The sequence below is a fragment of the Streptomyces sp. KR55 genome (genome assembly GCF_052245645.1).
Classification (GTDB): domain Bacteria; phylum Actinomycetota; class Actinomycetes; order Streptomycetales; family Streptomycetaceae; genus Streptomyces; species Streptomyces flavusporus.
On sequence record NZ_JBQQCE010000096.1, the window covers coordinates 1 to 25,595 of the forward strand.

A 25,595-nucleotide genomic window follows, 5' to 3' on the forward strand; every position below is an offset into this window, starting at 1 on the left:
ATGGCGCCGCTCGCAGTCGCCGGTCTCGTCGGGCTGCTCCTCGTCGCCCGCCGGGTCGACGCCCTGGCCCTCGGTGACGACGCCGCCCGCGGACTTGGCGTCCCCGTCCGCCCCACCCGGATCACCGCGGTCGTGCTCGCGGCGCTGCTCTCCGCGGCGGCCGTCACCCTCGCCGGACCGATCGGCTTCGTCGGCCTGTGCGCCCCCGCCCTCGTACGCCCCCTCGCCCGCAGATTCCGTGCGTTCACCCGGGCGCGCGCGAGCCTTCCCATCGCGGGCCTGACTGGTGCCGCGCTGGTGCTCGGCTCGGACGTACTCCTGCGCGCCGTCGTGCCGACGGACGTCGCGGTCGCCGTACCGACGGGCGTCGCCACCAGCCTCGTCGGCGCGGTGTTCCTGATCCTGATGGCCACGCGGGTCCGGGACACCGCGGGAGCCGCCGCATCCGAACGGCTGCGCATCAGGAGCCGGGCCGTCTTCCTGACCACCACTTCCGTCCTGTTGGCCGTCCTCGTCGGCGGGACGATCGCCGCCGTACTGCTCGGTGACAGCAAGCTGTTGCTGGGCGACGTGGTCAACTGGGCCCAGGGCAGGGCAGGACGGACCGTCGGCTTCGTCCTGGACACCCGGGTGCCCCGGGTCCTCGCGGCACTCCTCGCCGGCGCGGCCCTCGCCCTGGCCGGCACGCTGGTCCAGGCCGTCACCCGCAATCCGCTCGCGGAACCCGGCATCCTGGGCGTCTCCGGCGGGGCCGCGCTCGGCGCCGTGCTGCTCGTCACGACGGCGCCCGTGGCCGGATCGTGGAGCCTGGCCGGCGCGGCGTTCGCGGGCGCCGCGATCAGCTCCGTCATCGTCTTCGGGCTTGCCGCACGAGGCGGGTTCCAGCAGAACCGGCTCGTCCTCGTCGGATTCGGTGTCGCCACCGGGACCGCCGCACTCATCAGCCTGCTCATCGTCCTCACCGACCCGTTCAACGCGACGAAGGCCCTGACCTGGCTGTCGGGCTCCACCTACGGGCGCACCCTGCCGGACGTCGTTCCGCTCGCGGCCGTGCTCACCGCAGGCGTGCTCGTCGCGGTGCTGCGGCGCACCGAACTCGACCTCATATCGCTCGACGAGGACACCCCGAGGCTCCTGGGGCTCAACCTGTCACGCGGCCGCCTGGGCTTCCTCGTCCTGAGCGTCCTGCTCAGCGCCACCGCCGTGGCCGCCGCGGGCACGATCGGCTTCGTGGGGCTCGTGGCACCGCATGCGGCCCGGGCCCTGGTGGGCCGGCAGCACGCCCGGGTGGTCCCGGTCGCGGTGCTCCTGGGCGCGGTGCTCGTCTGCACCGCGGACCTGACAGGCCGGACCGTGATCGCGCCGGCTCAGCTGGGCGCCGGCCTGATGACCGCCGTGATCGGCACCCCGTACTTCCTCCATCTGCTCATGCGCGGCCGCCGGTAGACGACAGCCGCGACGGACGCACGGTCGACGTCCTCGCGGCCACGACCGGCTCATCGGCGTTGCCATTCCTCTGCGAGGAGTCGGTAGGACCGCACCCGGTCGGCGTGGTCGTGGGTGATGGTGGTGATGATCAGCTCGTCGGCGCCGGTGGCCTCCTGTAGTTGTTCGAGTTGGTCGGCGACGCTCCCCGGGGAACCGACGAACTGGGTGTCGACGCGGTCGGCGACCAGTGCCCGGTCCGCTTCGGTCCAGGCGTGGGCGCGGGCCTGCTCCGGGGTCGGGAAGGGGATGGCGCCCTCGGCGGTGCGGATGCTGCGGACCCACAGGCCGTAGCCGGTGGCCAGTTCGCGGGCGGTTTCGTCGTCCTCGGCGACGACGACGTCGGCGGAGACGCTGACGTAGGGCTTGTCCAGGTGGTCGGACGGCTGGAACGCGGCGCGGTAGCCCTCGGCCGCCTCCAGTACGGTGGCCGGGCTGACGTGGTAATTGGCGGCGAAGCGCAGACCGTTGCGACCCGCGACGTCGGCGCTCTGTCCGCCGCTGCTGCCGAGGATCCACACCTGCACCTCGGCGCCCTCGCCGGGGATGGCGTGCGCTTCGATCCCGTCCGCGGAGCGATAGTCGCCGCGCAGGAGCGCGAGTATGTCGTCGACCTGCTCACCGTAGTCCTGAGGGCCGGCGCCGGGCTGGCGCAGGAGTTGCTGCTGGAGCAGGAAACGGGGCGAACCGATCAGGTGTTCGGGGGAGAACCGTGGCGGGATCTTCAGCCCGTTGGGGGCGCGCCCGTCGACGACGGGGGTCGTGGTCGGCCGGGGCCCTGCCGTCTGTCCGGGGGGACGTCCGCCCGAGCGGCCGAGGCCCAGGTCGAGTCGGCCAGGGTGCAGGGCGTCGATCAGCCCGAACTCCTCCACGGCGGACAGGGCGGTGCGGTGACCGAGCTGTACGGCCCCGGAGCCGATCCTGATCGTGGAGGTCGCGGAGGCGGTCAGGGCCAGCACAACGGCGGGTGAGGTCCCGGCCACGCCCGGGTTGAGGTGATGCTCGGCGAACCAGTAGCGGGTGTAGCCGAAACGCTCGGTCTGCTGGGCGAGATCAATGGTGTTGCGCAGCGCCTCTGCGGCGGTGGAGCCGGACGAGATCGGGACGAGGTCGAGGACTCCGAGTGGGATGCCGGACATGGTCGGGTGTTGCTCCTCAGCGGTCGGTGGACGCGGGTGCCGATGCGGGCGCGGATGCGGACTCGGGCTCAGGTTCGGGCTCGGGCTCGGGCTCGGCGAGGACCGGAGCCCAGGGGAACGGCGGGTCGGGGATCTCGCGCCGCAGAACGGGGGCGATGTCGGACTGGAAGAGTTCGAGCGAGGCACGGTGCTGGGCGTGGGTGAGACCGCCTGCGTCGGCGTGCAGGTGGAGCACGCTGTGTCCGAACTGCTCGTGGTAGCGGTGCACCTTGTCGATCACCTGCTGAGGGCTGCCGATCAGGGCCGAGCTGCGGTCGACGAAGTCCTCCAGCGTGGCGAACACCGGCTCGACGCCCAGCCGTTTCTGGAACGCGAGATAGCCCTCGAACACCGGCCGGTACGCGGCGATGGCTTCCTGTGAGGTGCGGGCCGCGTAGTAGCCGGCCGTTCCCGCGCCGACGACGGCCCGCGCCGGGTCGTGGCCGTAGTGCTCCCACCGCTCCCGGTAGTGGCGGATCAGTTCGGCGCACGGCTCGATCGGGTGGGTGACATTGGCAGAGAAGAGCGGATCTCCGTAGCGCGCGGCGAGGTCGACCGACTCCCGGCTGGTCGCGCTGCCGTGCCAGACCCGGATGGGCTGCTGGAGCGGCCTCGGCCACACCTCGGCGTCGGTCAGCTCGGGGCGGAAGCGCGGGGAGGCGCTCACCTTGTCCTGTCGCCAGATCCGGCGGAACAGCTCGTAGCTCTCGGCGTTGCGGTCCCACTGGTCCTCGGGAGTGACGTGGAACAGCTCGCGTTGGGCGGTGCCGTTGCCCTTGCCGATGATCAGGTCGAGTCGGCCCGCGGACAGGTGGTCCAGGGTCGCGTAGTCCTCGTACGCGCGCACCGGGTCGAGCAGGCTGAGGGTGGTGACGGCGGTGAACAGCCGGATCCGGGAGGTCAGCGCGGCGATATGGCTCAGTACGACCGGTGGCGAGGAGGAGATGAACGGCCGCTCGTGGCGTTCACCGACGCCGAAGCCGTCGAATCCGAGTTCCTCGGCCAGCAGCGCGTTGTCGATCACCTCGCGGAAGCGCTCGTTGGTGGACTTCTGGATACCGGTCACTGGATCCGGGGCGTGCACGATGAGGGTGATGGCCAGGAACTTCACGACGCCGCCCGCCGGGTCTCCCGCTCCGCGCGGTCGGGGTGTGCCAGGCCGAGGTGGTCGCGGAGCGTGGTGCCTGTGTAGTCGTGGCGGAACACGCCGCGTTCCTGGAGCAGCGGGACCACGGTGTCGGCGAACTCGTCCAGGCCGCCGGGGGTGATGTGCGGGACCAGGATGAAGCCGTCGGCGGCGTCCGCTTGGACGAAGTGGTTGATGGTTTCGGCGACGGTGGCCGGGGAGCCGATGAACGACTGGCGGCCGGTGGTCTCGATGACCAGCTCGCGGATCGACAGGTTCTCCGCGGCGGCGCGCCCGCGCCATTGCCTGGCGACGGCGAGCGAAGCGAGATGGGGGTCCCCCCGGCCGAAGGCTGGGGGAGGGTCGCGGAACACCACCACGTCACCGAAGATGTGCAGCGGCTCCTCCGCCCGCCCTGCCGCAGCCTGGGCGGCACGGATCTCGGCGACGACAGCGTGGGCCTGTTCGGTGTCGTGCGGGGTGACGTACCCGATGTCGGCCGAGCGGCCCACCAGTTGATACGGCACGCTCTGGTGCGCGAGCGCGCTGACGACGGGCTGTCCCTGCGGCGGCCGGGGAGTGATCGAGGGCCCCTTCACACTGAAGTGCCCGCCCTCGAAGTCGATGTGGTGCAGCTTGTCGCGGTCGATGAAGCGTCCGGTGGCGACATCGCGGATCTCCGCGTCGTCCTCCCAGCTGTCCCACAGGCAGCGCACCACCTCGATGTAGTCGGCGGCCTCGTCGAAGAGCTCGGCGATCAGGTCCCGGCCGGCCGGGGTGTGCAGGTCCTCGACGCGGAGACGCGGGAACGTACGGCGACCGAAGTGCGCGGCCTCGTTCTGCCGTGCCGTCACCTGGACGCGCAGGCCCGCACGACCGGTGCTGACGTAGTCCAGGGTGGCGATCGCCTTGGAGATGTGGAACGGCTCGGTGTGGGTGGCGACCACGGTCGGCACCAGCCCGATGTGCCGGGTCAGCGGTGCGACCCGGGCGGCGACCAGCACGGCGTCCAGCCGGCCCCGCACCTGGTCGGTGCGCCCGTCCGGCTCCGCGAGGTGCGAGGACTGCAGCCCGAGCGCGTCCTCGAAGGTCACGAAGTCGAGCAGGCCGCGTTCGGCCTCGGTCACTAGGTCGGCCCAGTAACCGGCAGTGAACAGGTCGTGGGGCCTGGCGCCGGGCTCACGCCATGCAGCCGGGTGCCGGCCGGTGCCGTCGAGCGCCACGGCAAGGCGAAGAGGGGGAGGTGCGGACACGAAAAGGGTGCCTTCCTGGTCGACCGTACGTGATCACCGGCCCCCGTGCAGAGGGCTCGATGGCGGGGAACAGGTCAGGAACAACAGAGGGCGCCTGCCACCCGTTGCAGATCGATGTGGGGCCGGGAGTACAGGTGGACGCAGCCGCGCGCGACGAGAACCCCGACAGCCGGGACGAGCACGCGGGAAACGGGGGACAACACCGTCACCTCCGCTCTTCCGGCCGCTTGTCCTGCTCGGAATGGGGCCTGCCGTGTTCCGGCATGGCAGGCCCCATGTCGTCGCAGGTTAGGCGGAGCTGGACGGACGAAGGTGGAGAGCGTGTTGCGGTTCCATGAAACCGTCCAGACCCTCCTGGGACTGCTGAGCCGACCCGTCCGCGATGTGCACCGCCCAGTCCAGGATCTGCACCGCCGCCCCTGCGGCTTCCAGCCCTTGGCAGTGGGCATGGTGCCTGCGGGCGATGCCGTCCAGGTCGAGGTGGGAGCCGAAGCCGGGATGGGCGGCCAGTCGCCGGGCGTAGGCCCACAGGTGCGGATGGTCGGCGATGCGGTGGACCGCGGCGGCGTCCAGGTGCAGGCGGTGCACGGTGTCGAGTTGCACCAGGGTCACCCACAACTGCACGTCGGCGGCGGTGATTTCGTCACCGAGGAGGAAGTCCTGGGTGGCGAGCCGACACTCCAGTGAGCCGAGGACGCGGAGCAGGGAGCTGAGGGCGGTCCGACACACGGTGGCGTCGACGTCGGCCTGCCCGGCGTGCTGTGCGGCTTCGTTGATGCGGTACTCGCAGAGGCGTTCGACGGCCTCGATCTCCTCCTCCGCGCCGTGCGGGTAGAGGGCGGGCCGGTCGGAGCCGTCACCACCGAAGTGCCGGGCCAGGTCCCGGAGGATGTCCGGCGTGTGCGTGCTGACGATCCGCCCTGTCCAGTCGTCGCTCAGCACCGGTGCGGTGGCCGGTCCGGGATGCCGGTGCGAACTGGCCTCGTACAAGGAGCGCAGAGCGGAGTGTCCGCCGTCGGGCCTGTCGGGCACGGCCGGCAGCAGCACGATCGGGAGGGTGTCTTCCAGACCGAGCAGGCTGTGGGTGATGGCGATCCGCAGACAGTGGGGGCAGGACAGCGAGAGGTGGAGGCGGTAACGGCGGGACACGGCGTAGTAGCCGCTGTTCGCGTCGCAGCCGATTCTGCCTCGGAACGACGGCGGGGAGGGGAGAGACGGGACGGTGGTCAGGGGTGCGGCGGGCATGTGTCTCCCTGGGTCCGGGTCCGGCTTCTGGTTCTCAGAGGTGCGGCGGGCGGCGCACGTGGGGTGATGGGCGCGCGGCGGCGTCGGCGCGTGCCCGTACGCGGCGGGGACGCGGTGCCGGTGGGCACCGCCGGTTCAGCGCAGAGGGCTCGCCGCGCTGCAGACACGCAGGAGATCGATGTGGCGGCGGGAGGTCAGGAGGAGCGGCGACCGGCCCGCGCGCATGGCGCGGTCGGCGGGCGACTCCAGACGCTTCATGATTTCCCACCGATTCGCTAGGGATCTCTATTCTGGAGTGTCAGGCGGCCTTCGTGCCACGTCAAGAGGGCCTTCCCGTCTCTCGCCCGCCGTCTCACATGATGGGAGGGCGCTACGCCGCCCGGTCCGTCTCACAGGAGGCGAGCAGGGCGCGCACGGCCTCGACGGGTGGGCACGACCGGCTGCCCGGCACCACTGGCCGCCCGCGCGGAGGCGGTCCCGTCCGACCCGGCCTCGCCGTACCCGCCCTCGCCAAGGCCCTCACCGACGCGAACGCCGACGTCCGCAAGGCCGCCGTGGCGGCACTGACCCGGCACCGTGTCACCGAGGACGCCCGAGCAACGCACTGCGGGCGAGACGGGCAACGGTCGGCTACTAGTCGGTCTTGGGCAGGCCCGGCGGGTTGATCTCGGACTTGGTCACGGCCTCGTCGGACAGGCCCCAGCGCTCCAGCACCTTGGCGTACGTCCCGTTCTCGATGACATGGTTGAGTGCGTCGGCGAGCGGCTTGACCAGGCCGCTGTCCTTCTTGGTGGTGGCCGCGATGAGGCCCTGGAGGGTGGCGCCTGCGCCGGAGTACGTGCCGACGACCTCCGTCTTTCCGGTGGTGGCCGCGTGGTAGGCGGCGGTCGGGTTGGGGCCGAGGTAGAGGTCGATCCGGCCGGACTGGAGGGCGAGATAGGTGTCGCTGTCGTTCTGGTAGTACTTGATGTTCACCGGCTTACGGCCGGCCTTCTCGTTCTCCTTGCTCCACTCCACGAGCAGCTTCTCCTGGTTGGTGCCGCTGCTCACGGCGACGGTCCTGCCCGCCACGTCCTCGGGCCCGGTGACCTTCAGGCCACTGTCCTTCTTCGCCTCGAAGCCCAGGTTGTCCTCGCGGTAGGTGGCGAAGTCGTACTTCTCCTTGCGCTCCTCCGTGACGGTGATGTTGCTGAAGCCGACGTCGTACTTGGCGCTGTCCAAGCCGACGAAGATGTTCTCCCAGGAGACCGTGTTGATGTGCAGCTCGAGCCCGAGCACGTCGGCGACCAGAGAGGCGATGTCGGGTTCGACGCCGATGACGGTCTTGTTGTCGGTGGCGTAGAAGGTCAGCGGCGCCGCGGAGCCGGACGAGTCGACTATCTCCAGGGTGCCTCTCTTGCGGATCTCCTCCGGGACCTCGGCGGCTATGGAGTCGACCTTGTCGGTGGTGATGCGGTCCTGGCCCGGGCTGATGTTGATCTTCGTCTTGCTGCCCGACGTGGCCGCGACCTCGGTCGTGCCGCCGTCGGAGGGGTTGCTGCACGCGGCGAGGACGAGGGCGGCGGTCAGTCCCAGCGCGGCGGCGGTGGTGCGGGTGATCGAGGTGAACACAGCGGTGCTCCTTGCGTGGGAAAGGGAGGGTGAGGGGTGGTCAGAGGACCTTGGAGAGGAAGGCGCGGGTGCGCTCGTGCCGCGGGTCGTCCAGGACGGCCGCGGGCGGACCCTGCTCTACGACGACACCGCCGTCCATGAACACCACGGTGTCGGCGACCTCGCGGGCGAAGCCGATCTCGTGGGTCACGACGATCATGGTGGTTCCGGTGCCGGCCAAGTCCTTGATGACCTCGAGGACTTCACCCACCAGCTCCGGGTCGAGCGCAGAGGTTGGCTCGTCGAAGAGCAGCACCTTCGGTTCGAGGGCGAGCGCGCGGGCGATGGCCACGCGCTGCTGCTGGCCGCCTGACAACTGCCGCGGATAGGCGTCGGTCTTGTCGGCGAGACCGACCCGCTCCAGCAGCCGGCGCGCGGTCTCCTCTGCCTCCTTGCGCGGGCGGCGCAGCGCGGAGACGGGTGCCTCGACGAGGTTCTCCAGCACGGTCAGGTGCGGGAAGAGGTTGAAGTTCTGGAAGACGAACCCGATGTTTGTACGCTGCTTCAGAACATCCTTCTCCTTGAGCTCGTGCAGCTTGCCGCCGGAGCGGCGATAGCCGATGAGCTCGCCGTCGATGCTGATCCAGCCGCGGTTGACCTTCTCCAGGTGGTTGATGGTCCGCAGCAGCGTGGACTTCCCGGAGCCGGACGGGCCGAGGATCACGGTGACCTCACCGGCGCGGACCGTGAGGTCGACACCGCGCAGCACCTCAAGCGGGCCGAAGCTCTTGTGGACGCCGTGGACGTCCACCATCACGCCGTCTACCGTCGGCTTCGCGTCCTTGACGGCCACCGTCATGTCGCTCATCGGCTGTCTCCCAAGGGCTTCAGGGGTATGACGGGCTGGTTGCGCCGGGCGGCCGCCGCTCGCAGGTCGCGGACGAAGCGGCGGACGCGCTGGACCGGGGTGGGCGGCGGGGTGCGGTTGGCGCCTCGGGCGAAGCGGCGCTCCACGTAGTACTGCGCGATGGACAGCAGGGAAGTCAGGACCACGTACCAGGCGGTGGCGACCAGCAGCAGCGGGATCACCCGGCCGTTGCGGCCGTAGATCACCTGCACCTGGTAGAACAGCTCGCCGATGGACATGACGTAGACCACCGAGGTGCCCTTGAGCAGGCCGATGATCTCGTTGCCGGCGGTGGGCAGGATGGCGCGCATGGCCTGCGGGAGCACGATCCGGCGGATCTGCCTCAGCCGGGGGATGCCCAGTGCCGCGGCGGCCTCCAGCTGTCCGTGGTCGACGGCGATGACACCGCCACGGACGATCTCGGCGGCGTAGGCGGCCTGGTGCAGCGTCAGCCCGATGATCGCCGCCCCCATGGTGCCGATGATGCTGTTGCTGTCGACGGACCAGAACACCGGGCCGAAGGGGATGCCGAAGCCCAGCCTTTCGTACAACGCGCTCAGGTTGAACCAGAACACCAGCTGGACGATCATCGGGATGGACCGGAAGATCCAGATATAGGTCCAGGCGACGGTCTGCAGCACCGGGCTGCGCGACAGCCGCATGAAGGCCAGGACGGTGCCCAGAAGGAAGCCCAGCACGGTGGCGTAGGCGGTGAGCTGGAGGGTCACCCACACCGCCTGGACGATCGTCTCGGACAGCACGTAGTCGCGGAAGACGCCCCACTCCCAGACCGGGTTGGTGGCCAGCCCGTGCGCGAACTGGGCGATCAGCACGATCACGGCGACGGCGGCTGCCCAGCGGGCGTAGTGGCGGGCGGGTACGACCTTGAGGGAGGCCGGATCGTCCGGCGCGGGCGGGGCTTCGGGGCCCGTGCCCGGGGTGGCCGCGCCGGGCGGTGCGGTGTCGGTGGTGGATGCCATCGTGATGTTCCTGCTCAGCTCTCAGGTGTGCTCGGGCGGGTTGATCCGCGACGTCTCGATCGCAGAGGCGGAGGTGCCCCACTTCTTGAGGATCCGGGTGTACGTTCCGTCCTTGATCAGCTCGTTGACGGCCGCCTGGAAGGCCTTGGTGAGCGGGGAGCTCTTCTTGAAGGCGAAGCCGACGTCGAGGCGGTGGAACTCGCCGAGGAAGGTGGTCTGGGAGGCGGGTTGGGCCGCCTGGTAGCGCAGGCCGTTGATGGTCGACATGATCACGTCGATGCGGCCCTGCTGGAGTGCGGTGAGCGTCGCCGCGTTCTCCGAGTAGACCTTCACGTCGTACGGCTTCTTGCCCGCCTTGGCGCACACGCCCTTCTGCGCGGTGAGGGTCGCCTCGAAGGTGGTGCCGGCGCCGGTGCCGATGGTCAGCCCGCACAGCTGGGTGAGGTCGGTGACCTTCTTGCTGAGGGCGGTGTTGCCCCTCTTCACCGCGAATCCCTGGCCGTCGTTGATGTAGGTGACGAAGTCGATGGTCTTCAGGCGCTCGGTGGTGACGCCGAAGTTGCCGGTGCCGAAGTCGTACTTGCCGCTGCCGAGGGCGGGCAGGATCGTCTCGAAGGAGGCGTCCTGGCGCTGCAGTCGGACACCGAGGACCTTGGCCACCGCGTCGGCGAGGTCGATGTCCTGGCCGGCGGGAGCCTTGTCCGTACCGTTCGGGTAGTAGGCCCCAGGCGGGAATCCGACCGAGCTGCCGACGCGGAGCGTGCCCGCCTTGCGTACGTCGGCGGGCAGCAGGGCGGCGACGGAGTCCACCTTGCGTACGGCGGCGACCGGGTCGTCGGTCGGCGCGGGGGAGGCCGCAGCACCCGCAGCTGCTGTGCCGGCGGTGTCTGTGTCGCCGGAGCCGCAGGCGGTCAGTGTCAGGAGCGGCAGCAGTGTGAGGGCGGCGGCGAGGCGCAGGCGGGTTCTGATCCCGGGGAGGTTCACGGGGCGGTGGCCTTTCCTATGCTGAGGTGTTTCTCGAAGGGCAGCGGGCCGATGGTTTCCGGGTCGGCCTCCGTGTCGAACAGCGGTGTGTAGCCGGTGGCCAGGTACAGGCCGCGGGCCTCGGGCTGGCGTGGCCCGGTGGTCAGGTAGATCCGCCGGTACCCGCGGGCACCCGCCGCACGCTCCAGCTCGGCGATGACGCGGCGGGCGAGGCCGCGGCGGCGGTGGGCGGAGTGGGTCCAGATCCGCTTCAGCTCGGCCGTGGTCGCGTCGTAGCGGCGGAAGGCACCGCCCGCGACGGGCTCGCCACGCTCCAGCAGCAGGAGGAGCAGGCCGCCGTACGGTTCGGTGAACTCCTCGTCGGGGTAGCGGGAGATCTCGGCGTGGGCGTCCTTGCCGTAGCGGGTCGAGTACTCGTGGCCGAGTTCGCGCAGCAGGGGTCTTACGCGCGGGTCGGATACCGGCACCTGAATGGCCGTCAACTCAGGGGCGGAGGTCATCCGTTCACCGCCGCCAGGGTCTGCGTCCCGCGGGCCGCCCGCTCGGCGTCGCGCTTGGCGACCTCCTCGCGGACGATCGGGATCACGTACCGTCCGAAGTCGATGGCGTCGCCCAGCAGGTCGTAGCCACGGGCGGAGAGGATGTCGACGCCGAGGTCGTAGTAGTCGAGGAGTGCCTGGGCGACCGTCTCCGGGGTACCGACCAGGGCGTTGGAGTTGCCCGCGCCACCGGTCGCGGCGGCGGTCGGGGTCCACAGGGCGCGGTCGTAGCGCTCCCCCGCCTCGGCGATGGCGATCAGCCGCTGCGAGCCGGTGTTTTCGGGCGCGCCGCTACGGTGATGTCGTACGAGACCGGCCTCACGCCGCTCCCGGATGGCGCCGACCGTGCGGTGGGCCTTCTCCCAGGCCAGTTCCTCGGTCGGGGCGATGATCGGGCGGAAGGCGACCTGGATGCGCGGCACGTCGGTGCGGCCCGCGGCTTTCGCGGCGGCCTTCACGTTCTCGATCTGCTCGGCAGTCTTCTCCAGCGGCTCGCCCCAGAGGCAGTAGATATCGGCCTCGGCGCCGCCCGCGGCGTACGCGGCGGGCGACGAGCCGCCGAACGACACGTTCGGGCGAGGCTGTTGAACGGGGAAGACGTCGCTGACGAAGTCGTGGAAGCGGTAGTGCTCGCCCTCGTGGTCGAAGGGCTCGTGGGTGGTCCAGATCTTCTTGACGATCCGGATGTACTCGCGGGTGCGGGCGTAGCGCTCGTCCTTGGTGAGGGTGTCGCCTTCGCGGCCCTGTTCGTGGTCGTTGCCGCCGGTGATGAAGTGGACGGTCAGCCGGCCCTCGCTTATCCGGTCGAGGGTGGCGAAGGTCTTCGCGGCGAAGGTCGGGTACGAGACGTTGGGCCGGTGGGCGAGCAGGATCTGGAGGCGGTCCAGCCGGCTTGCGATGTAGGCGGCGGCCGGCGCCGGATCCGGTGATCCGGAACCGTAGGCGAACAGCACGCGGTCCCAGCCGTGGTCCTCGTGTGCCCGGGCGAGGCGGAGCGTGTACTCCTTGTCGAAGGCGGCGCCGGAGCGCGGGGTGGTTTCGGAGCCGTCGTTGGTGGCGGCGATGCCGAGGAATTCCACGGGCATGGCAGTGGCCTTTCGGAAGCGACCGCACGCAGGCATGGCGGAATGGCCTTGCGTGGAGGCATGAGTGACAGTCCGTCAGAAAGACGGTCGGTGCAGACGTGACGACGTCGAGCGTCGGGAGAAGCAGAGCTGTGGCAGCGCGCGTGAAGAGAGAACTCGGCCCGCGACGGGGTCACCGAGGGAGGGAAGGGCCGGTCAGACGGCCCGCTGCCGAGTCAGGCGCAACACGCGGCGGACCACACCCGACCGAAGTCGATGTGATCGCGCGTGACCAAGCGCTGCTGGGCATTCATGCGGCCAATTGAGCAGTACATCCTGCTGTTCGTCAAGCAGCGCCCGGATGCCGGACCGCCTCGGCCAACCTCTGCCGCTCGTTGTTGACACATCCGCGCTGTGGGCACATACGATCGATGACGGATCGGCTCCGCCCTGCGTGGCAGCCTCTCCGGCCGCGTTGAGGGACGCGGCGAATGTGACGACGCCGAGCCCCGGCCGCACCGTACCCGCGCAGCGCCTGAGCCGCTGCGCTCCCCTACGAGTGCCACCGGGTGGGTACCCACGCCTGCGATTCCCTCCCCGGAGAGCCTCCCGATGGTCACGCCTTCCGATGTCACATCAGTCCCTCCCAAGAAGCCTTCTGAGCGGGCCGGCGCCCCCGGCCGCCCCGACCTGCCGCGGATCGTGCCACGCCGGCACATCGGCCGTTGGGCGACCGCTGCCGCCGCGCTGCTCGTCTTCGCGATGGTGCTCAACTCCGTCGTCCGCAACGACGCCTTCCAATGGGACGTGGTGGGCCGGTACTTCACCACCGCCGCCGTGCTCGACGGCCTGCTGCTGACCCTGTGGCTGACCGGTGTGGTGATGGTGCTCGGGTTCCTGCTCGGCACCGTACTGGCGGTGATGCGGCTGTCCGCCAACCCGGTGCTGCGCACGCTGAGTTGGGGTTACGTGTGGATCTTCCGGTCCACGCCGCTGCTGGTGCAGCTGCTGTTCTGGTTCAACATCGGCGCCCTGTACCCGACGCTCGGCCTCGGCATCCCGTTCGGCCCGCAGTTCGTCACCGTCAAGACGGTCAACCTGCTGGGCCCCACTCTCACCGCCGTCATCGGCCTGACCCTGCACGAGACCGCCTACGCCGCCGAAGTGGTACGCGGCGGCATCCTCTCGGTGGACTCCGGACAGACCGAGGCCGCCCAGGCGCTCGGGCTGAGCAAGCGCCGTACCCTGCGCCGGATCGTCATTCCCCAGGCGATGCGCTCCATCGTGCCGACCGCCGGGAACATGCTGATCGGCACCCTCAAGGGCACGAGCATCGTCAGCGTGCTGGCCGTGCACGACCTGCTGTACTCGGTTCAGCTGATCTACAACCAGACCTACCAGGTCATCCCGCTGCTGATGGTCGCCACCCTCTGGTACATCGCGGTCACCAGCGTGCTCAGCGCGGGCCAGTACTACATCGAGCGGTACTACGCGAGGGGCAACTCCCGTGCGCTACCGCCTACTCCACTGCAGCGGCTGCGCGGTCGCCTGGGCGTCCTGCGCACCCGGCTGAGCGCGGCGACGGCCGCCGACGCCCGCCCGACGATCGGCGGTGACCGGTGAGCGGCACCCCCCTCGGCGCCCCACCAACAGCCGGGCCGTCGTCGCCTTCGCCCGCCCCCGCACCAACGCCCCCGCCTTCCGCCGGAACGACGCGGTGGCCCGCACGTTTCTGCGCGCCCTGAGCGCCGCCCGTGCCGAGACGGCGACGCCTCCGGAGGACGGCCGGCCCCTCAGGGTGTGACCCCTTCCCCACTTTCCCTATCGAATTACTAGGAAAGTCTTGACGGTGTCCAGCGAGGATGCGCAGGATGATGCACATGTCCCGTACGCAGCAACGACTCGTTCGTCGTCGGCATGTCGACTTTGGTCACGTCGTCAGTGCCGCCTGCTGTCGCGCGTAGGGCACGCGGCTCACCCATTCGCCCGTGCCGCTCCACCCCTTCTTTCCCAGGCGATCAGGCGAATTCACCCACTGTGCCTGATGGCCCGACACACTTCTGAGGGACATCCCCATGACCACCGCACTTCCGGCCCAGGCCACTCCACACGATCCGCCGCTCCCCGACATGCGCCGTCTTCGCCTGGTGGGCGATACCGCGCAGAGCGGTGCCGAGGGACACACGTCCGCGCCGCTCGTCGGCTATCTCGTGCTCGTCCCCGAGGGCACCGATCCCGCCGAACTCTTCGTCAAGGACAGACCACGGCCTGAGATCCGACCCGTCGTCTCCACGGAATCGGCCCATGCCCGGCAAGCGGGCGACGACGTCGTCCGCATCGATCCCGCGCGGCATGTCGCCGAGGTGGACGGACGCGAACTCGACCTCACCTACCTGGAGTTCGAGCTGCTGGCGCATCTCGTTCTGCATTCCCACCAAGTACATTCGCGCGATCGGCTGGTGGCCGCCGTCTGGGGCTACGACCACATCGGCGACGGCCGCACCGTGGATGTCCACATCGCCCGCCTGCGCCGCAAGCTGGGCACGGCTCACCGGCACCGGATCGTCACCGTACGACGCGTGGGCTACAAGTACGTGCCCGACCAGCAGGAGAGCCCCAGCGCCGCGCTCTGCGGCCGACCTTGAGGAGACCACTTCCATGGGCCTTGCCTCCGCGCCGTTCCGTCCCGCCTCGCCATCCGACCGGACCGGCCCCGGCGATGCGCACTGGCTGCGCGTGGCCCGCGAGGCGGCGGACGACCTGGCCACTGACGCGGTGGCCAGGGAGCAGGCAGGCAAAGCCCCGTTCGACGAGGTGTCCCGGCTGCGCGAGGCGGGACTGCTGACGCTCCAGACGCCGACCGAGTCCGGAGGAGGCGGCGCGGACTGGCCCACGGCCTACGCCGTCGTCCGAGAGATCGCCGCGGCCGACGGCGCGATCGGTCAACTGCTCGGCTGTCACTACTTCCTGTCGTGGAGCGCCCGGTTCTTCGCCGAGCCCGCTCTCGCCACGCAGACAGAGGAGTGGTCCGCGGCTGAGGAGTGGTGTTGGGGTGGCGGTTTCGCCCGTCAGGAGCCTCCTTTGATGCTGGCCAGGACCTCCCATGGCCTGGTGCTCGACGGTCGGCAGAGCTATACCACCGGGGTCCTGGTCGCCGACCGCCTCGCCGTGCGCGCCGTACGGGAGGACACGGGTGAACCACTCGCCGTGGTGGTGGATCCCGCCTGTCGCGGTGTGGTGATCGACAGCGATACCGACACCTTCGGCCAGCGGCTCGCGGCCGGCGGGAGCGTGGAGTTCGACGCCGTACCGGTCGCCGCCGACGACGTACTCGGCTCCCTGTCCGCGGACGAGGACTTCCTGTCGCCCCGGGCCGCCCTGGCGTCGCCGGTCGGGCATCTCGTCTCCGTCCAGCTCCTTCTTGGCATGGCCGAGGGAGTGCTCGCCGAAGCCCGCGAGTACAGCAGGACGGGCCACGCACCCTGGCACCCCGCCTGGCCGGTCGGCACTCCCCACGACCCACAGGTGCTGACCGCCTACGGAGAACTCACCGTCCTCACCCGCTCCGCGTCCGCACTCGCCGATCAAGCGATGGAATCCGTGCAGGGCGCGCTGGCACTCGGCGAGGACCTCACCTATGACGAATACGCGGACATCTCCGCCCTCGTGGCCATGGCCGAAGCCGCCGCCTCCAGAGCTGTGCAGGAGTCCACCACCCGCGCCCTCGACATCATCGGCGCCCGCTCCACCTCCTCGCGGCTGGGCCTCGACCGCTTCTGGCGCAATGCCCGAACCCACACCCTGTACGAGCCCGCCGCCCACCGGCTCCGCGACGTCGGGGACTACTTCCTCAACGGCGCCCACCCTCCGTTCGTCCTGCCCGCCTGACCCGGAGGCGGTGACGTTCGGGGACCGATTCCGGAGACCGATTCTGCAGTCCCCCATGCCTGAGCCGGCCGACCTGCTGCCAGGATCCCTCGCTACTGGGATGCTCTGCTCAGCGGCCCTGCGGTCGGCAGCGGGACCACGGCGGCGATACTGGCCGGACGTTCGGGTCAGGGGGCTGCCGTGACATGGTCAACGGGGCTGACCGGGCTGGCCGTCGGCCTGCTGATAGCGGTGGCGACCGCGCCGGTGGGGGTTTCGGGTGCGGTGTTCCTGCTGCCCGTGCAGTTGAGCGTACTCGGGGTGCCCAGCCCGGCGGTCACGCCCACCAATCTGCTGTTCAACGTGGTGGCCGGGCCCGGCGCCCTGCTGCGCTACCGCCGCGAGGGCCTGCTGCACAGCCCGCTGACCCGCCGCCTGGTGACCGGCACCCTGCCCGGGGTGGTCATCGGCGCCGTGGTACGGGTCTTCGCCGTCCCCGGGGCCACCGTCTTCCGCCTTCTGGTCGCCGCTCTGCTGATGCCGCTGGGCCTGTGGCTCATCGGGCGCACCCTCCGGTCCGCCCGGCCGGCTCCGGCCGCGGAACCCTCCCCCCGGACCATCACCGGACTGGCCCTGGTCGTCGGGGTCATCGGCGGGATCTACGGGATCGGCGGCGGATCCATCCTCGGCCCCATCCTGGTCGGCCGGGGCATGCCCGTCGCCCGGGTGGCACCGGCCGCCCTCGCCTCCACTTTCGCCACCTCCGTGGCCGGTGCCGCAACCTTCGCACTGCTGTCCCTGACCGGCTCCGGCGACATCGCCCCTGACTGGTACCTCGGCCTGGCCTGCGGCCTCGGGGGGCTGATCGGCGGCTACCTCGGGGCACATCTGCAGCCTCGTCTGCCCGAGACCGCGCTGCGCCTCCTGCTCGGCGCCCTGGCCACCATCCTCGGCGCCCTCTACGCTGTGCAGTCACTGCGCTGAAGCCGGGGCCGGCACAAACGGCAGTCACCACGCCACCGCCCCTCCAGAGAATTGTGAACGCCGCACTTCATTCGCATGTCGGACCGTTGAGAATATGAGACGCATACGCAAGCGACATTGACCTGGCTGGATTTCGCTGCAACTCTCTTGGCTGTGAGCAAGTCCGAGATCCTCGCCGCGCGCCTGCACGTCGATCTGCGATGTCAGGCCAGCGCCATCTGTGCCGTCGGTCGCCGCACCCGCTGACCGGCACCGCGTCCTTCGCTCCATTTCATAGTCGGCTTATACGTCAAGCCGCTGTTTTCGCAGACGTCGAGCTCCTCGTAGCCATTTTCGCTGAGGTCTCTTTTCCGCCGTTCGACGTCTGCCATTTCCTTGACCAGTTTCCTGAACAGGATCCCTCCATGGCCACGACGGCATCGACCCGACGTCAGTTCCTCACTCTGCTCGGTCTCTCGACGGTGGCCGTGAGCTGCGGCACGGCCGCGACCGGAGCCACGTCCGGCAAGGGCCAGACCAAGACGCTCCGGTACCAGGGCTGGGCGGGCCAGGTCACCCTGCCGGAGCTGGCCGAGGACCTCGGCTATCTGGAGGACGTGAAGCTGAAGTGGGTCGGTAACACGATCAGCGGGCCGCAGGACATACAGTCCGCGGCCACGGGCCAGATCGACTTCGGCGGCGCGTTCAACGGCGCGGTCGTCAAACTGGCCGCGAACAAGGCCCCCATCAAGGCGGTCATCAGCTACTACGGCGCTGACAAGTACGCCTACAACGGCTTCTACGTCCTCGAGGACAGCCCGATCCGCTCGGCCAGGGAACTGATCGGCAAGAAGGTCGGAATGAACACCCTCGGAGCCCACGCCGAGGCCATGCTCGACATCTATCTGCAGCGAGGCGGTCTGTCCCCGGCGGACATCGACAAGGTCGAGCCCCTCGTGGTGCCTCCGGTCAACACCGAGCAGACGCTGCGTCAGAAGCAGATCGACGTAGCCGTGCTCGGCGGCATTCTGCGTGACAAGGCCCTGGCAGCCGGGGGCATCCGCCCGCTGTTCACGGATCACCAACTGCTGGGCTCGTTCAGCGCAGGCACCTACGTAATGACGGACCGCTTCCTGAAGCAGAACCCCGACACGGCCCGGATCTTCGTCACCGCCGTCGGAAAAGCCATCGAGTGGTCCCGTTCCACGCCGCATGAAGAAGTCATCGCCCGGATGACGGACATCGTGAAAAAGCGCGGCCGCAACGAGGACGCCGCACCGCTGAAGTACTGGCGGTCCTACGGCGTCGCCGGGACGGCAGGCCGGATCACCGGCAAGGAACTCCAGCTGTGGATCGACTGGTTGGCCGACCGCGGCGACATCCAGAAGGGCCAGGTCACGCTGTCGGACCTCTACACCAATGAATTCAACGCCGCGGGCGAGAGCGGCGCATCGACTCCCTCAGCGGCCCCCTCCTCTTCGACGAGCGGGAGCTGATCCCATGCCGGAATCCACCACACCCAAGATCGTGTTCGAGGACGTACGGAAGGAATTCACCGTCAAAGACCGCAAGGGCGATCGGCAGACCACCCGTTTCACCGCCCTCGACGGCATCGATCTGGAGATAGCGGCCGGCGAGTTCGTCGTCCTGGTCGGTCCCAGCGGCTGCGGAAAGTCGACGCTCCTGGATCTGCTCGGCGGCCTCGCCCGACCCACCGGCGGACGGATCCTGCTGGACGGCGAACCCGTCACCGGCCCGGGCCTGGACCGGGGCATCGTGTTCCAGCAGTACGCGCTGCTTCCGTGGCGCACGGCGCAGGGCAATGTCGAGTTCGGCCTGGAGGCCACCGGCGTCCCACGACGCCAACGGGCCGCACGCGCCCGTGAGTTCCTCGACCTGGTCGGCCTGACCGGGTTCGAGGACCGCCATCCGCATGAGCTGTCGGGCGGGATGCGGCAGCGAGTGGCAATCGCCCGCAGCCTCGCCTACGACCCCGACGTGCTCCTGATGGACGAGCCGTTCGCCGCGCTGGACGCCCAGACCCGGGAATCTCTGCAGGACGAACTGCTGCGCATCTGGCAGCGCACCGGCAAGACCGTCGTCTTCATCACGCACGGCATCGACGAGGCCGTCTACCTCGGACAGCGTGTCGCCGTCATGACGTCCAGGCCGGGCCGCATCAAGCAGATCGTGCCGGTCGCCTTCGACTCCCGTACGACGACGGACGACCTCCGCTCCAGTCCCGAGTTCGCTCGACACCGGCACCAGATCTGGTCGCTGCTGCACGACGAAGTGGCCAGGGCTCAGCAGTTGGAGAAGGAGGAGGCTTCCGTATGAGCCCCACAACCGGCACGGCCACCGACAAGACCACGGCGCCGGGCTCGGAGAGCGCCGCCGAGCCCGTCCCGGCCCTCTCCCCTCCTCCATCCGCCGGGTCCGTGGCACCTGGAGCGGCAAAGCCGGACGCGCGCCGGGCCCCGTCCTTGCCGACCCGGATCCGCCGGCTGTCGTACCTGCTGCTGGTCGGGGCGACCAAGTCCGCCGCCATCGTGGCTCTGCTGCTGCTGTGGGAGACCGCACCGCGACTCGGCCTGGTCGACCGGACCTTCCTGCCGCCCTTCAGCGAGGTGGCCCGCGCCTGGTGGGGGCTGGCGGCCGATGGTCAGCTCACCGACAACGCACGCGCCAGCCTGGCGCGTTCCTTCAGCGGATTCGGTCTCGCCGTGGCCGTCGCCGTGCCGCTGGGCCTGCTGATCGGCTGGTACCGGCCGGTCGCCGACCTCCTCGGCCCGCTGCTGGAAGTGTTCCGCAACACCGCCGCTCTGGCCCTGCTGCCGGTGTTCGTGCTGCTGCTGGGCATCGGCGAGACTTCGAAGATCTCCATCGTGGTGTACGCGTGCACCTGGCCCATCCTGCTCAACACCATCAGCGCGGTCCGCAACGTCGACCCGACCCTGCTGAAGCTGGCGAAGTCGATGGACCTGTCCGCGCCCCGGCTGTTCCAGAAGGTCATCCTTCCGGCGTCGGTGCCGGTGATGTTCACCGGCATCCGGCTGGCCGGAGCGGTGTCCATCCTGGTGCTCGTCGCCGCCGAGATGATCGGCGCCAAGGCGGGCCTCGGCTCTCTGATCAACGCATAGCAGTACAACTTCGCGATTCCGCAGATGTACGCGGGCATCATCACGATCTCCGCGATCGGCGTGGCCTTCAACCAGTTCCTGGTGGCCGTGGAGCGGCGGCTCAGCTCCTGGCGCGTACCCGCCGACGGCTGACCCGGCCCCGACTCGTTCACCTGTCCCCCGATCGTCTCGCTGCCCCGATCCGAGGAACCTCATGACCGCGACCAGCCCCCGTCAGCTGCACCTCAACGCCTTCCTGCTGAACGCCGGCCACCACGACGCCGCCTGGCGGCACCCCCGTACCCAGCCCGAAAAGGTCACTGATCTGCGCTACTTCCAGCAGCTCGCGCAAACCGCCGAGCGCGGCCTGCTCGACTCGGTGTTCCTCGCCGACGGCCTCGCCCTGTGGGGCAACGCCCGGCACAACGCCCTCGGCGGCTTCGAACCGCTCACGCTGCTGTCCGCCCTTGCGGCGGTCACCGAGCACGTCGGCCTGATCGCCACCGTCTCCACCACCTTCAACGAGCCCTTCCACGCAGCCCGCAAGTTCGCCTCCCTCGACCACATCAGCGGGGGCCGGGCCGGCTGGAACATCGTCACTTCGGGCACCGTGAACGAGGCCCGCAACTTCGGGCAGGACGAGCACCTGGAACACCGGCTTCGCTACGAGCGGGCACGGGAGTTCGTCGAGGTCGCCACCAAGCTGTGGGACAGCTGGGAGGACGATGCGATCCTGCTCGACCGTGAGCGCGGCATCTATGCCGACACCGACAAGGTGCGGGAGATCAACCACCGGGGCGAGTACTTCGGGGTGCAGGGCCCGCTGAACGTACCGCGCACCCCGCAGGGGTACCCGCTGCTGGTGCAGGCCGGTTCGTCGGAGGACGGCAAGGAGTTCGCCGCCCAGTACGCCGAGGCCGTCTTCACCGCCCAGCAGAACCTCGCCGACGGCCAGGCCTTCTACAAGGACCTCAAGTCCCGGCTTGCCCGCTACGGCCGCACCGAGGACCAGCTGCTCGTCCTCCCCGGCATCGCCCCCGTCATCGGCTCGACCGAGGGCGAGGCCCGCGCGCTCGAGCAGGAACTGACGGAGCTTCAGGTCCCCGAGTACGGCCTGGCCCAGCTGTCCGGGATGCTCGGCACCGATCTGACCGGGCTGCCGCTGGACGGCCCGCTGCCCGACCTGCCCGAGGAACGGGACATCAACGGCAACAAGAGCCGCTTCACGCTCGTCGCCCAACTCGCCCGCCGCGACGGCCTCACCCTGCGCGAGCTCATCGCCCGACTCGGCGCCGGCCGCGGTCACCGGGTCTTCGCCGGCGCCCCCGAGCAGATAGCCGACCAGCTCGAGGAGTGGTTCACCCAGGGCGCCGCCGACGGCTTCAACATCATGCCGCCCCATCTGCCGGGCGGCCTGGAGGACTTCGTCGACCACGTCGTGCCGATCCTGCAGCGGCGCGGCCTGTTCCGCGCCGAGTACACCGGCCGCACCCTGCGCGAGCACTACGGCCTGGCCCGCCCCGCCAACCGGCTGGCCACGACAACCGTAGGAGAAGGGCAGCCGGTATGAGCGGGCTGGAACTCACCACGGACGTCCTGGTGGTCGGCGGCGGCCCCGCGGCCACGTGGGCCGCGCTCAAGGCGGCCCAGGACGGGGCGGACGTGGTCCTCGCCGACAAGGGCTACTGCGGCACCAGCGGCGCCACCGCCTCGGCCGGTACCGGCGTCTGGTACGTCCCACCGGAGCCCGCCGCGCGGGAGGCGGCCATGGCGAGCAGGGAGGCCCTGGGCGGATACCTGGCCGACCGGCGCTGGATGGCGCGCGTGCTGGACCAGACGTACGCCGGGATGAACGAACTCGCGGCGGCGGGGCGTTACCCCTTCCCCACAGGACCGGACGGGAAGCAGCTCAGAAACGGGCTCCAAGGACCGGAGTACATGCGCAGGATGCGGATCCGCGTCCAGCGGGCCGGGGCACGCATCCTCGACCACAGTCCGGTCACCGAACTGCTCACCGACCCCTCCGGGGCGGTCGCCGGGGCCAGGGGGCACCGGCGCCAGGCCGGTCAGCCGTACCGGGTGCGCGCCGGGGCGGTCGTCCTGGCCACCGGCGGCTGCGCCTTCCTCAGCGGCGCGCTCGGTTGCAACGTCAACACCGGCGACGGAGCGCTGTTCGCCGCCGAGGTGGGCGCGGAGCTGTCCGGAATGGAGTTCTCCAACGCGTACGGCATCGCACCCGAGGGCACCTCCGTCACCAAGACCGCGTTCTACTCCTTCGCGACCTTCTACCACGAGGACGGCACCGTCCTGGAGGGCGCGGCCAGCCAGGGCGGCCGGTCCGTGATCGCGCGTGCGCTGCTCAGCGAGAAGGTGTACTGCCGCCTGGACCGGGCCGACGCCGCCGCCCGGCAGGCGATGCGGCTGGCCCAGCCGAACTTCTTCCTCACCTTCGACCGGCTCGGCATCGACCCCTTCACCCAGCGCTTCGCCGTCACGCTCCTCGCCGAGGGCACCGTGCGCGGCACCGGCGGCATCCGCATCACCGGCGACGACTGCTCCACCACCGTCCCCGGCCTGTACACGGCCGGAGACGCGGCGACCCGTGAGCTGATCTGCGGCGGCTTCACCGGCGGCGGCAGCCACAACGCCGCCTGGGCCATCTCCTCCGGCACCTGGGCGGGCCGGGGCGCGGCCCGTCACGCCCGCTCGCTCGGCGTCCGCGCCGCTACCAGGCGCCTGGTGGCAGCGGGTGGAGCCGGGCTCCGGCCCACCGGGGCTCCGGGACCGACCGACGGCTTCCGTGAGGTCGTCACCGCGGTCCAGGGCGAAGTGCTGCCGTACGAGAAGAACTATCTGCGCCACGGCGACCGGCTCACCGCCTCGCTGAAGGTGCTCGACAGCGTCTGGGCGGAGTCACGCGCGTCCCTGCACGCCGGGGGCGGGGACACCGTACGGGCTCGGCAGGCGGCGGCGATGGCGGCGCACGCTCGCTGGATGTACGCCGCGGCGCTGGCGCGCACGGAGACCCGCGGCATGGCCAAGCGGCTCGACTTCCCGGCACAGGATCCCGGGCAGCACCACCGCATCGTCACAGGCGGTCTGGACCGGGTGTGGACCTGCCCCGAGCCCCTGCCGACCGCACAAGCCGCAACAGCAGCATCGGCAGCATCACTGGAGGTGGTTTCATGATCGAGCTGGTCTCGGCGGAACGCTGCATCACCTGCGACAAGTGCATCAAGGTCTGCCCGACCAACGTCTTCGACCGGGGCGAGGACGGCATCCCCGTGCTCGCCCGCGGCGACGACTGCCAGACCTGCTTCCAGTGCGAGGCGAACTGCCCGGCCGACGCACTGTACGTCGCGCCCCTGACCCGCCCGCTGCCCGACGACTCCACCGCCCGGGACGAGGAGTACCTGGACCGTACCGGCCTGCTCGGCAGCTACCGCCGGCACATCGGCTGGGGACGAGGCCGCACGCCCGGCGCGCTGCGGGCCGTAGGCCCTCCCCTCGGACCGCCGGGGGCCAAGGAACCCTCCCTGCCCATCACCTCCTGACCACCCCGCGACCGATCACCCATGACTGGTCACCCATGACCGGTCACCTCCCGAAAGGACACCCGCGGCATGACCACCAGCACCGCCTTCGACATCCGCAGGATCGGCGGCCGTATCGGCGCCGAGATCCTCGGCGTGGATCTCTCCACCGACCTCGACCCCGCCGTCGCCACCGAGATCAACTCCACGCTCCTGGAACACAAGGCACTCGTCTTCCGCGACCAGAACCTCGACGACGCCGGCCAGCTCCGCTTCGCCTCCCTCTTCGGCGAACTCACCACGGCGCACCCCACCGTCCCCTCCGTCGACGGCCAGCCCAACATCCTGCCCGTCGACGGCGACGAAGGCATCCGCGCCAACCAGTGGCACACCGACGTCACCTTCGTCCGTACGCCTCCGAAGGCGTCCACGCTGCGCAGCATCGTGATCCCGCCCTACGGCGGCAACACCCTCATCGCCAACTCGGCCGCCGCGTACCGGGACCTGCCCGAACCGCTGCGCGAGCTGGCCGACAAGCTGTGGGCGGTGCACACCAACGACTACGACTACGCCGCCCCGAAGACCGAGAAGGCGGCCGAGCACCGCAGGCGGTTCGTCTCCCGGAAGTACCGCACCGCGCACCCGGTCGTCCGCGTCCACCCCGAGACCGGGGAGCGCGGGCTCTTCATCGGCGGCTTCGCCCAGAGCATCGTCGGCCTCGGCCCCTCCGACTCCCGGGATCTGCTGCGCATCTTCCAGTCGTACGTCACCCGCCCGGAGAACATCGTGCGCGTGGCCTGGACGCCGGGCGACCTCGTCCTGTTCGACAACCGCATCACCCAGCACTACGCCCCGGACGACTACGGCGACCTGCCGCGCCTGCTGCACCGGGTGACCGTCGCGGGCGACGTCCCGGCCGGGATCGACGGCACCCTCAGCCACGTCGTCGAAGGCGACGACGCCTCCCACTACACGCCCGCCGCGGCCTGAGCAGCACGGCCGCCGGGCGGGGCACACCCGCCCCTGCCCGGCGGCCCATCCGCGGCGAACGCCGATACCGAAGCCATGCGGAATAATGTGCACATGCGGATCTCAGCCAGGGCGGACTACGCGGTACGTGCCGCGCTGCAGCTTGCCGCGTCACGGGACGACGGGCCACTGAAGGCCGAGGCCATCGCCGATGCACAGGACATCCCGCACAAATTCCTCGAAAGCATCCTGAACGACATGCGCCGAGGCGGTCTCGTCGTCAGCCAGCGTGGCGGCAACGGCGGCTACCGGCTGGCCAGGCCCGCCGAGTCCATCAGCATTGCCGACGTCATCCGCGTCGTGGACGGACCGCTGGTCTCGGTGCGCGGGGTCCGCCCGCCGGACCTGTCCTACACCGGCCCCGCCGAGTCGCTGCTCCCCCTGTGGATCGCGCTGCGGTCCAACGTGCGCGAGATCCTCGAGGGCGTGTCGCTCGCCGACGTCGCATCGGCCCAACTACCCGCCGACGTGTCCGCGTTGACCGACGCCCCGAGCGCCTGGGTGAACCCCTGACACGCCGGGCCACCACCAACCGCCGATCCCACACCGCGAGATAGCGGCGTCCATCATGCGAACAGCCTCTTGGGATGCACGCCACCTTCTGCCACGATCCCTAGCAACCAGGTAGGAAAACTAGGGATCTGTGGGGGTGGCCATGAGAGCGCTCGACCGCACAGACCAGTTGCTGCCCCTTCTGACCTCGCGTCGTCACATCGACCTCGGCCGCACGTCC

General features: G+C 70.1%; 25 protein-coding genes and 1 pseudogene. 14 read left to right on the plus strand and 12 right to left on the minus strand.

What is annotated here, in order from left to right; translation table 11 throughout:
• A partial coding sequence (locus ACTWQJ_RS16470) for an iron ABC transporter permease (RefSeq protein WP_443307381.1) occupies positions 1–1,446 on the plus strand: 1,446 nt, incomplete at its 5' end.
• 50 nt (positions 1,447–1,496) lie between these two features.
• On the opposite strand, the gene ACTWQJ_RS16475 is transcribed toward ACTWQJ_RS16470, so the two are convergent.
• The 12 genes from ACTWQJ_RS16475 to ACTWQJ_RS16530 form a co-directional block, all read right to left on the minus strand.
• Positions 1,497–2,624, minus strand: coding sequence for an MsnO8 family LLM class oxidoreductase (locus ACTWQJ_RS16475; RefSeq protein WP_443307382.1), 1,128 nt, complete (start codon positions 2,622–2,624; stop codon positions 1,497–1,499).
• A 16-nt stretch (positions 2,625–2,640) separates the two neighbouring features.
• The gene (locus ACTWQJ_RS16480) at positions 2,641–3,774 is read right to left on the minus strand and encodes an LLM class flavin-dependent oxidoreductase (RefSeq protein ID WP_443307383.1); all 1,134 of its coding nucleotides are present in this window, start codon (positions 3,772–3,774) and stop codon (positions 2,641–2,643) included.
• The gene (locus ACTWQJ_RS16485) at positions 3,771–5,042 is read right to left on the minus strand and encodes an LLM class flavin-dependent oxidoreductase (protein WP_443307384.1); all 1,272 of its coding nucleotides are present in this window, start codon (positions 5,040–5,042) and stop codon (positions 3,771–3,773) included. The genes ACTWQJ_RS16480 and ACTWQJ_RS16485 overlap by 4 nt, the downstream gene beginning before the upstream one ends.
• Positions 5,043–5,116: 74 nt before the next feature.
• Positions 5,117–5,251, minus strand: coding sequence for a putative leader peptide (locus tag ACTWQJ_RS16490; RefSeq protein WP_443307385.1), 135 nt, complete (start codon positions 5,249–5,251; stop codon positions 5,117–5,119).
• Between the two features lie 79 nt (positions 5,252–5,330).
• Positions 5,331–6,287, minus strand: a complete 957-nt coding sequence (locus ACTWQJ_RS16495; protein ID WP_443307386.1) for a glutathione S-transferase C-terminal domain-containing protein — start codon at positions 6,285–6,287, stop codon at positions 5,331–5,333.
• A gap of 135 nt (positions 6,288–6,422) precedes the next feature.
• A complete protein-coding gene (locus tag ACTWQJ_RS16500) occupies positions 6,423–6,545 on the minus strand; it encodes a putative leader peptide (RefSeq protein ID WP_443307387.1) in 123 nt (40 codons plus the stop codon).
• Positions 6,546–6,920: 375 nt separating this feature from the next.
• Entirely contained in the window at positions 6,921–7,898 is a 978-nt protein-coding gene (locus ACTWQJ_RS16505) for an ABC transporter substrate-binding protein (protein WP_443307388.1), read from the minus strand.
• 40 nt (positions 7,899–7,938) lie between these two features.
• Positions 7,939–8,745: an amino acid ABC transporter ATP-binding protein gene (locus tag ACTWQJ_RS16510; RefSeq protein ID WP_443307389.1), complete on the minus strand. Its 807-nt coding sequence runs from the start codon at positions 8,743–8,745 to the stop codon at positions 7,939–7,941.
• Entirely contained in the window at positions 8,742–9,764 is a 1,023-nt protein-coding gene (locus ACTWQJ_RS16515) for an amino acid ABC transporter permease (protein WP_443307390.1), read from the minus strand. The genes ACTWQJ_RS16510 and ACTWQJ_RS16515 overlap by 4 nt, the downstream gene beginning before the upstream one ends.
• Before the next feature lie 21 nt (positions 9,765–9,785).
• On the minus strand, positions 9,786–10,748 hold the full coding sequence (locus ACTWQJ_RS16520) for an ABC transporter substrate-binding protein (RefSeq protein ID WP_443307391.1): 963 nt from the start codon (positions 10,746–10,748) through the stop codon (positions 9,786–9,788).
• Positions 10,745–11,248, minus strand: coding sequence for a GNAT family N-acetyltransferase (locus ACTWQJ_RS16525; protein ID WP_443307392.1), 504 nt, complete (start codon positions 11,246–11,248; stop codon positions 10,745–10,747). Before ACTWQJ_RS16525 ends, ACTWQJ_RS16520 begins: the two co-directional genes overlap by 4 nt.
• Complete coding sequence (locus ACTWQJ_RS16530; RefSeq protein ID WP_443307393.1) at positions 11,245–12,372, minus strand: LLM class flavin-dependent oxidoreductase; 1,128 nt, start codon at positions 12,370–12,372, stop codon at positions 11,245–11,247. The genes ACTWQJ_RS16525 and ACTWQJ_RS16530 overlap by 4 nt, the downstream gene beginning before the upstream one ends.
• 591 nt (positions 12,373–12,963) lie before the next feature.
• Here ACTWQJ_RS16530 and ACTWQJ_RS16535 point away from each other — a divergent pair.
• The 13 genes and pseudogenes from ACTWQJ_RS16535 (at position 12,964) to ACTWQJ_RS16595 (ending at position 25,375) form a co-directional block, all read left to right on the plus strand.
• Positions 12,964–13,974 (plus strand): amino acid ABC transporter permease, encoded by a 1,011-nt coding sequence (locus ACTWQJ_RS16535; protein WP_443307394.1) that lies wholly within the window; start codon positions 12,964–12,966, stop codon positions 13,972–13,974.
• Positions 13,964–14,155: a hypothetical protein gene (locus ACTWQJ_RS16540; protein ID WP_443307395.1), complete on the plus strand. Its 192-nt coding sequence runs from the start codon at positions 13,964–13,966 to the stop codon at positions 14,153–14,155. Before ACTWQJ_RS16535 ends, ACTWQJ_RS16540 begins: the two co-directional genes overlap by 11 nt.
• 271 nt (positions 14,156–14,426) lie before the next feature.
• Positions 14,427–14,996 carry a winged helix-turn-helix domain-containing protein gene (locus ACTWQJ_RS16545; protein ID WP_443307396.1) on the plus strand — a complete coding sequence of 190 codons (570 nt, stop codon included), beginning with the start codon at positions 14,427–14,429 and terminating at the stop codon, positions 14,994–14,996.
• 13 nt (positions 14,997–15,009) lie between these two features.
• Positions 15,010–16,239 carry an acyl-CoA dehydrogenase family protein gene (locus tag ACTWQJ_RS16550; RefSeq protein ID WP_443307397.1) on the plus strand — a complete coding sequence of 410 codons (1,230 nt, stop codon included), beginning with the start codon at positions 15,010–15,012 and terminating at the stop codon, positions 16,237–16,239.
• Positions 16,240–16,419: 180 nt separating this feature from the next.
• A complete protein-coding gene (locus ACTWQJ_RS16555; protein ID WP_443307398.1) occupies positions 16,420–17,202 on the plus strand; it encodes a TSUP family transporter in 783 nt (260 codons plus the stop codon).
• A gap of 404 nt (positions 17,203–17,606) precedes the next feature.
• Positions 17,607–18,677, plus strand: a complete 1,071-nt coding sequence (locus tag ACTWQJ_RS16560) for an ABC transporter substrate-binding protein (RefSeq protein WP_443307399.1) — start codon at positions 17,607–17,609, stop codon at positions 18,675–18,677.
• A gap of 4 nt (positions 18,678–18,681) precedes the next feature.
• Positions 18,682–19,518 carry an ABC transporter ATP-binding protein gene (locus ACTWQJ_RS16565; RefSeq protein WP_443307400.1) on the plus strand — a complete coding sequence of 279 codons (837 nt, stop codon included), beginning with the start codon at positions 18,682–18,684 and terminating at the stop codon, positions 19,516–19,518.
• A pseudogene (locus tag ACTWQJ_RS16570) lies at positions 19,515–20,453 on the plus strand (ABC transporter permease). The gene ACTWQJ_RS16565 and the pseudogene ACTWQJ_RS16570 overlap by 4 nt, the downstream one beginning before the upstream one ends.
• A gap of 61 nt (positions 20,454–20,514) precedes the next feature.
• Positions 20,515–21,870 (plus strand): LLM class flavin-dependent oxidoreductase, encoded by a 1,356-nt coding sequence (locus ACTWQJ_RS16575; RefSeq protein WP_443307401.1) that lies wholly within the window; start codon positions 20,515–20,517, stop codon positions 21,868–21,870.
• A complete protein-coding gene (locus tag ACTWQJ_RS16580) occupies positions 21,867–23,489 on the plus strand; it encodes an FAD-binding protein (protein ID WP_443307402.1) in 1,623 nt (540 codons plus the stop codon). The genes ACTWQJ_RS16575 and ACTWQJ_RS16580 overlap by 4 nt, the downstream gene beginning before the upstream one ends.
• Entirely contained in the window at positions 23,486–23,854 is a 369-nt protein-coding gene (locus ACTWQJ_RS16585; RefSeq protein ID WP_443307403.1) for a 4Fe-4S dicluster domain-containing protein, read from the plus strand. Before ACTWQJ_RS16580 ends, ACTWQJ_RS16585 begins: the two co-directional genes overlap by 4 nt.
• A 69-nt stretch (positions 23,855–23,923) precedes the next feature.
• A complete protein-coding gene (locus ACTWQJ_RS16590; RefSeq protein ID WP_443307404.1) occupies positions 23,924–24,823 on the plus strand; it encodes a TauD/TfdA dioxygenase family protein in 900 nt (299 codons plus the stop codon).
• A 93-nt stretch (positions 24,824–24,916) separates the two neighbouring features.
• The gene (locus ACTWQJ_RS16595; RefSeq protein ID WP_385514224.1) at positions 24,917–25,375 is read left to right on the plus strand and encodes an RrF2 family transcriptional regulator; all 459 of its coding nucleotides are present in this window, start codon (positions 24,917–24,919) and stop codon (positions 25,373–25,375) included.
• Positions 25,376–25,595: the final 220 nt, after the last annotated feature.

What these genes read in the sequence shown, in the direction of transcription:
- ACTWQJ_RS16475 (WP_443307382.1), bottom strand. Translation starts at nt 2,624, where the DNA reads ATGTCCGGCATCCCACTCGGAGTCCTCGACCTCGTCCCGATCTCGTCC.
- ACTWQJ_RS16495 (WP_443307386.1), bottom strand. Translation starts at nt 6,287, where the DNA reads ATGCCCGCCGCACCCCTGACCACCGTCCCGTCTCTCCCCTCCCCGCCG.
- ACTWQJ_RS16500 (WP_443307387.1), bottom strand. Translation starts at nt 6,545, where the DNA reads ATGAAGCGTCTGGAGTCGCCCGCCGACCGCGCCATGCGCGCGGGCCGG.
- ACTWQJ_RS16510 (WP_443307389.1), bottom strand. Translation starts at nt 8,745, where the DNA reads ATGAGCGACATGACGGTGGCCGTCAAGGACGCGAAGCCGACGGTAGAC.
- ACTWQJ_RS16515 (WP_443307390.1), bottom strand. Translation starts at nt 9,764, where the DNA reads ATGGCATCCACCACCGACACCGCACCGCCCGGCGCGGCCACCCCGGGC.
- ACTWQJ_RS16525 (WP_443307392.1), bottom strand. Translation starts at nt 11,248, where the DNA reads ATGACCTCCGCCCCTGAGTTGACGGCCATTCAGGTGCCGGTATCCGAC.
- ACTWQJ_RS16530 (WP_443307393.1), bottom strand. Translation starts at nt 12,372, where the DNA reads ATGCCCGTGGAATTCCTCGGCATCGCCGCCACCAACGACGGCTCCGAA.
- ACTWQJ_RS16535 (WP_443307394.1), top strand. Translation starts at nt 12,964, where the DNA reads ATGGTCACGCCTTCCGATGTCACATCAGTCCCTCCCAAGAAGCCTTCT.
- ACTWQJ_RS16545 (WP_443307396.1), top strand. Translation starts at nt 14,427, where the DNA reads ATGACCACCGCACTTCCGGCCCAGGCCACTCCACACGATCCGCCGCTC.
- ACTWQJ_RS16550 (WP_443307397.1), top strand. Translation starts at nt 15,010, where the DNA reads ATGGGCCTTGCCTCCGCGCCGTTCCGTCCCGCCTCGCCATCCGACCGG.
- ACTWQJ_RS16560 (WP_443307399.1), top strand. Translation starts at nt 17,607, where the DNA reads ATGGCCACGACGGCATCGACCCGACGTCAGTTCCTCACTCTGCTCGGT.
- ACTWQJ_RS16565 (WP_443307400.1), top strand. Translation starts at nt 18,682, where the DNA reads ATGCCGGAATCCACCACACCCAAGATCGTGTTCGAGGACGTACGGAAG.
- ACTWQJ_RS16575 (WP_443307401.1), top strand. Translation starts at nt 20,515, where the DNA reads ATGACCGCGACCAGCCCCCGTCAGCTGCACCTCAACGCCTTCCTGCTG.
- ACTWQJ_RS16580 (WP_443307402.1), top strand. Translation starts at nt 21,867, where the DNA reads ATGAGCGGGCTGGAACTCACCACGGACGTCCTGGTGGTCGGCGGCGGC.
- ACTWQJ_RS16585 (WP_443307403.1), top strand. Translation starts at nt 23,486, where the DNA reads ATGATCGAGCTGGTCTCGGCGGAACGCTGCATCACCTGCGACAAGTGC.
- ACTWQJ_RS16590 (WP_443307404.1), top strand. Translation starts at nt 23,924, where the DNA reads ATGACCACCAGCACCGCCTTCGACATCCGCAGGATCGGCGGCCGTATC.
- ACTWQJ_RS16595 (WP_385514224.1), top strand. Translation starts at nt 24,917, where the DNA reads ATGCGGATCTCAGCCAGGGCGGACTACGCGGTACGTGCCGCGCTGCAG.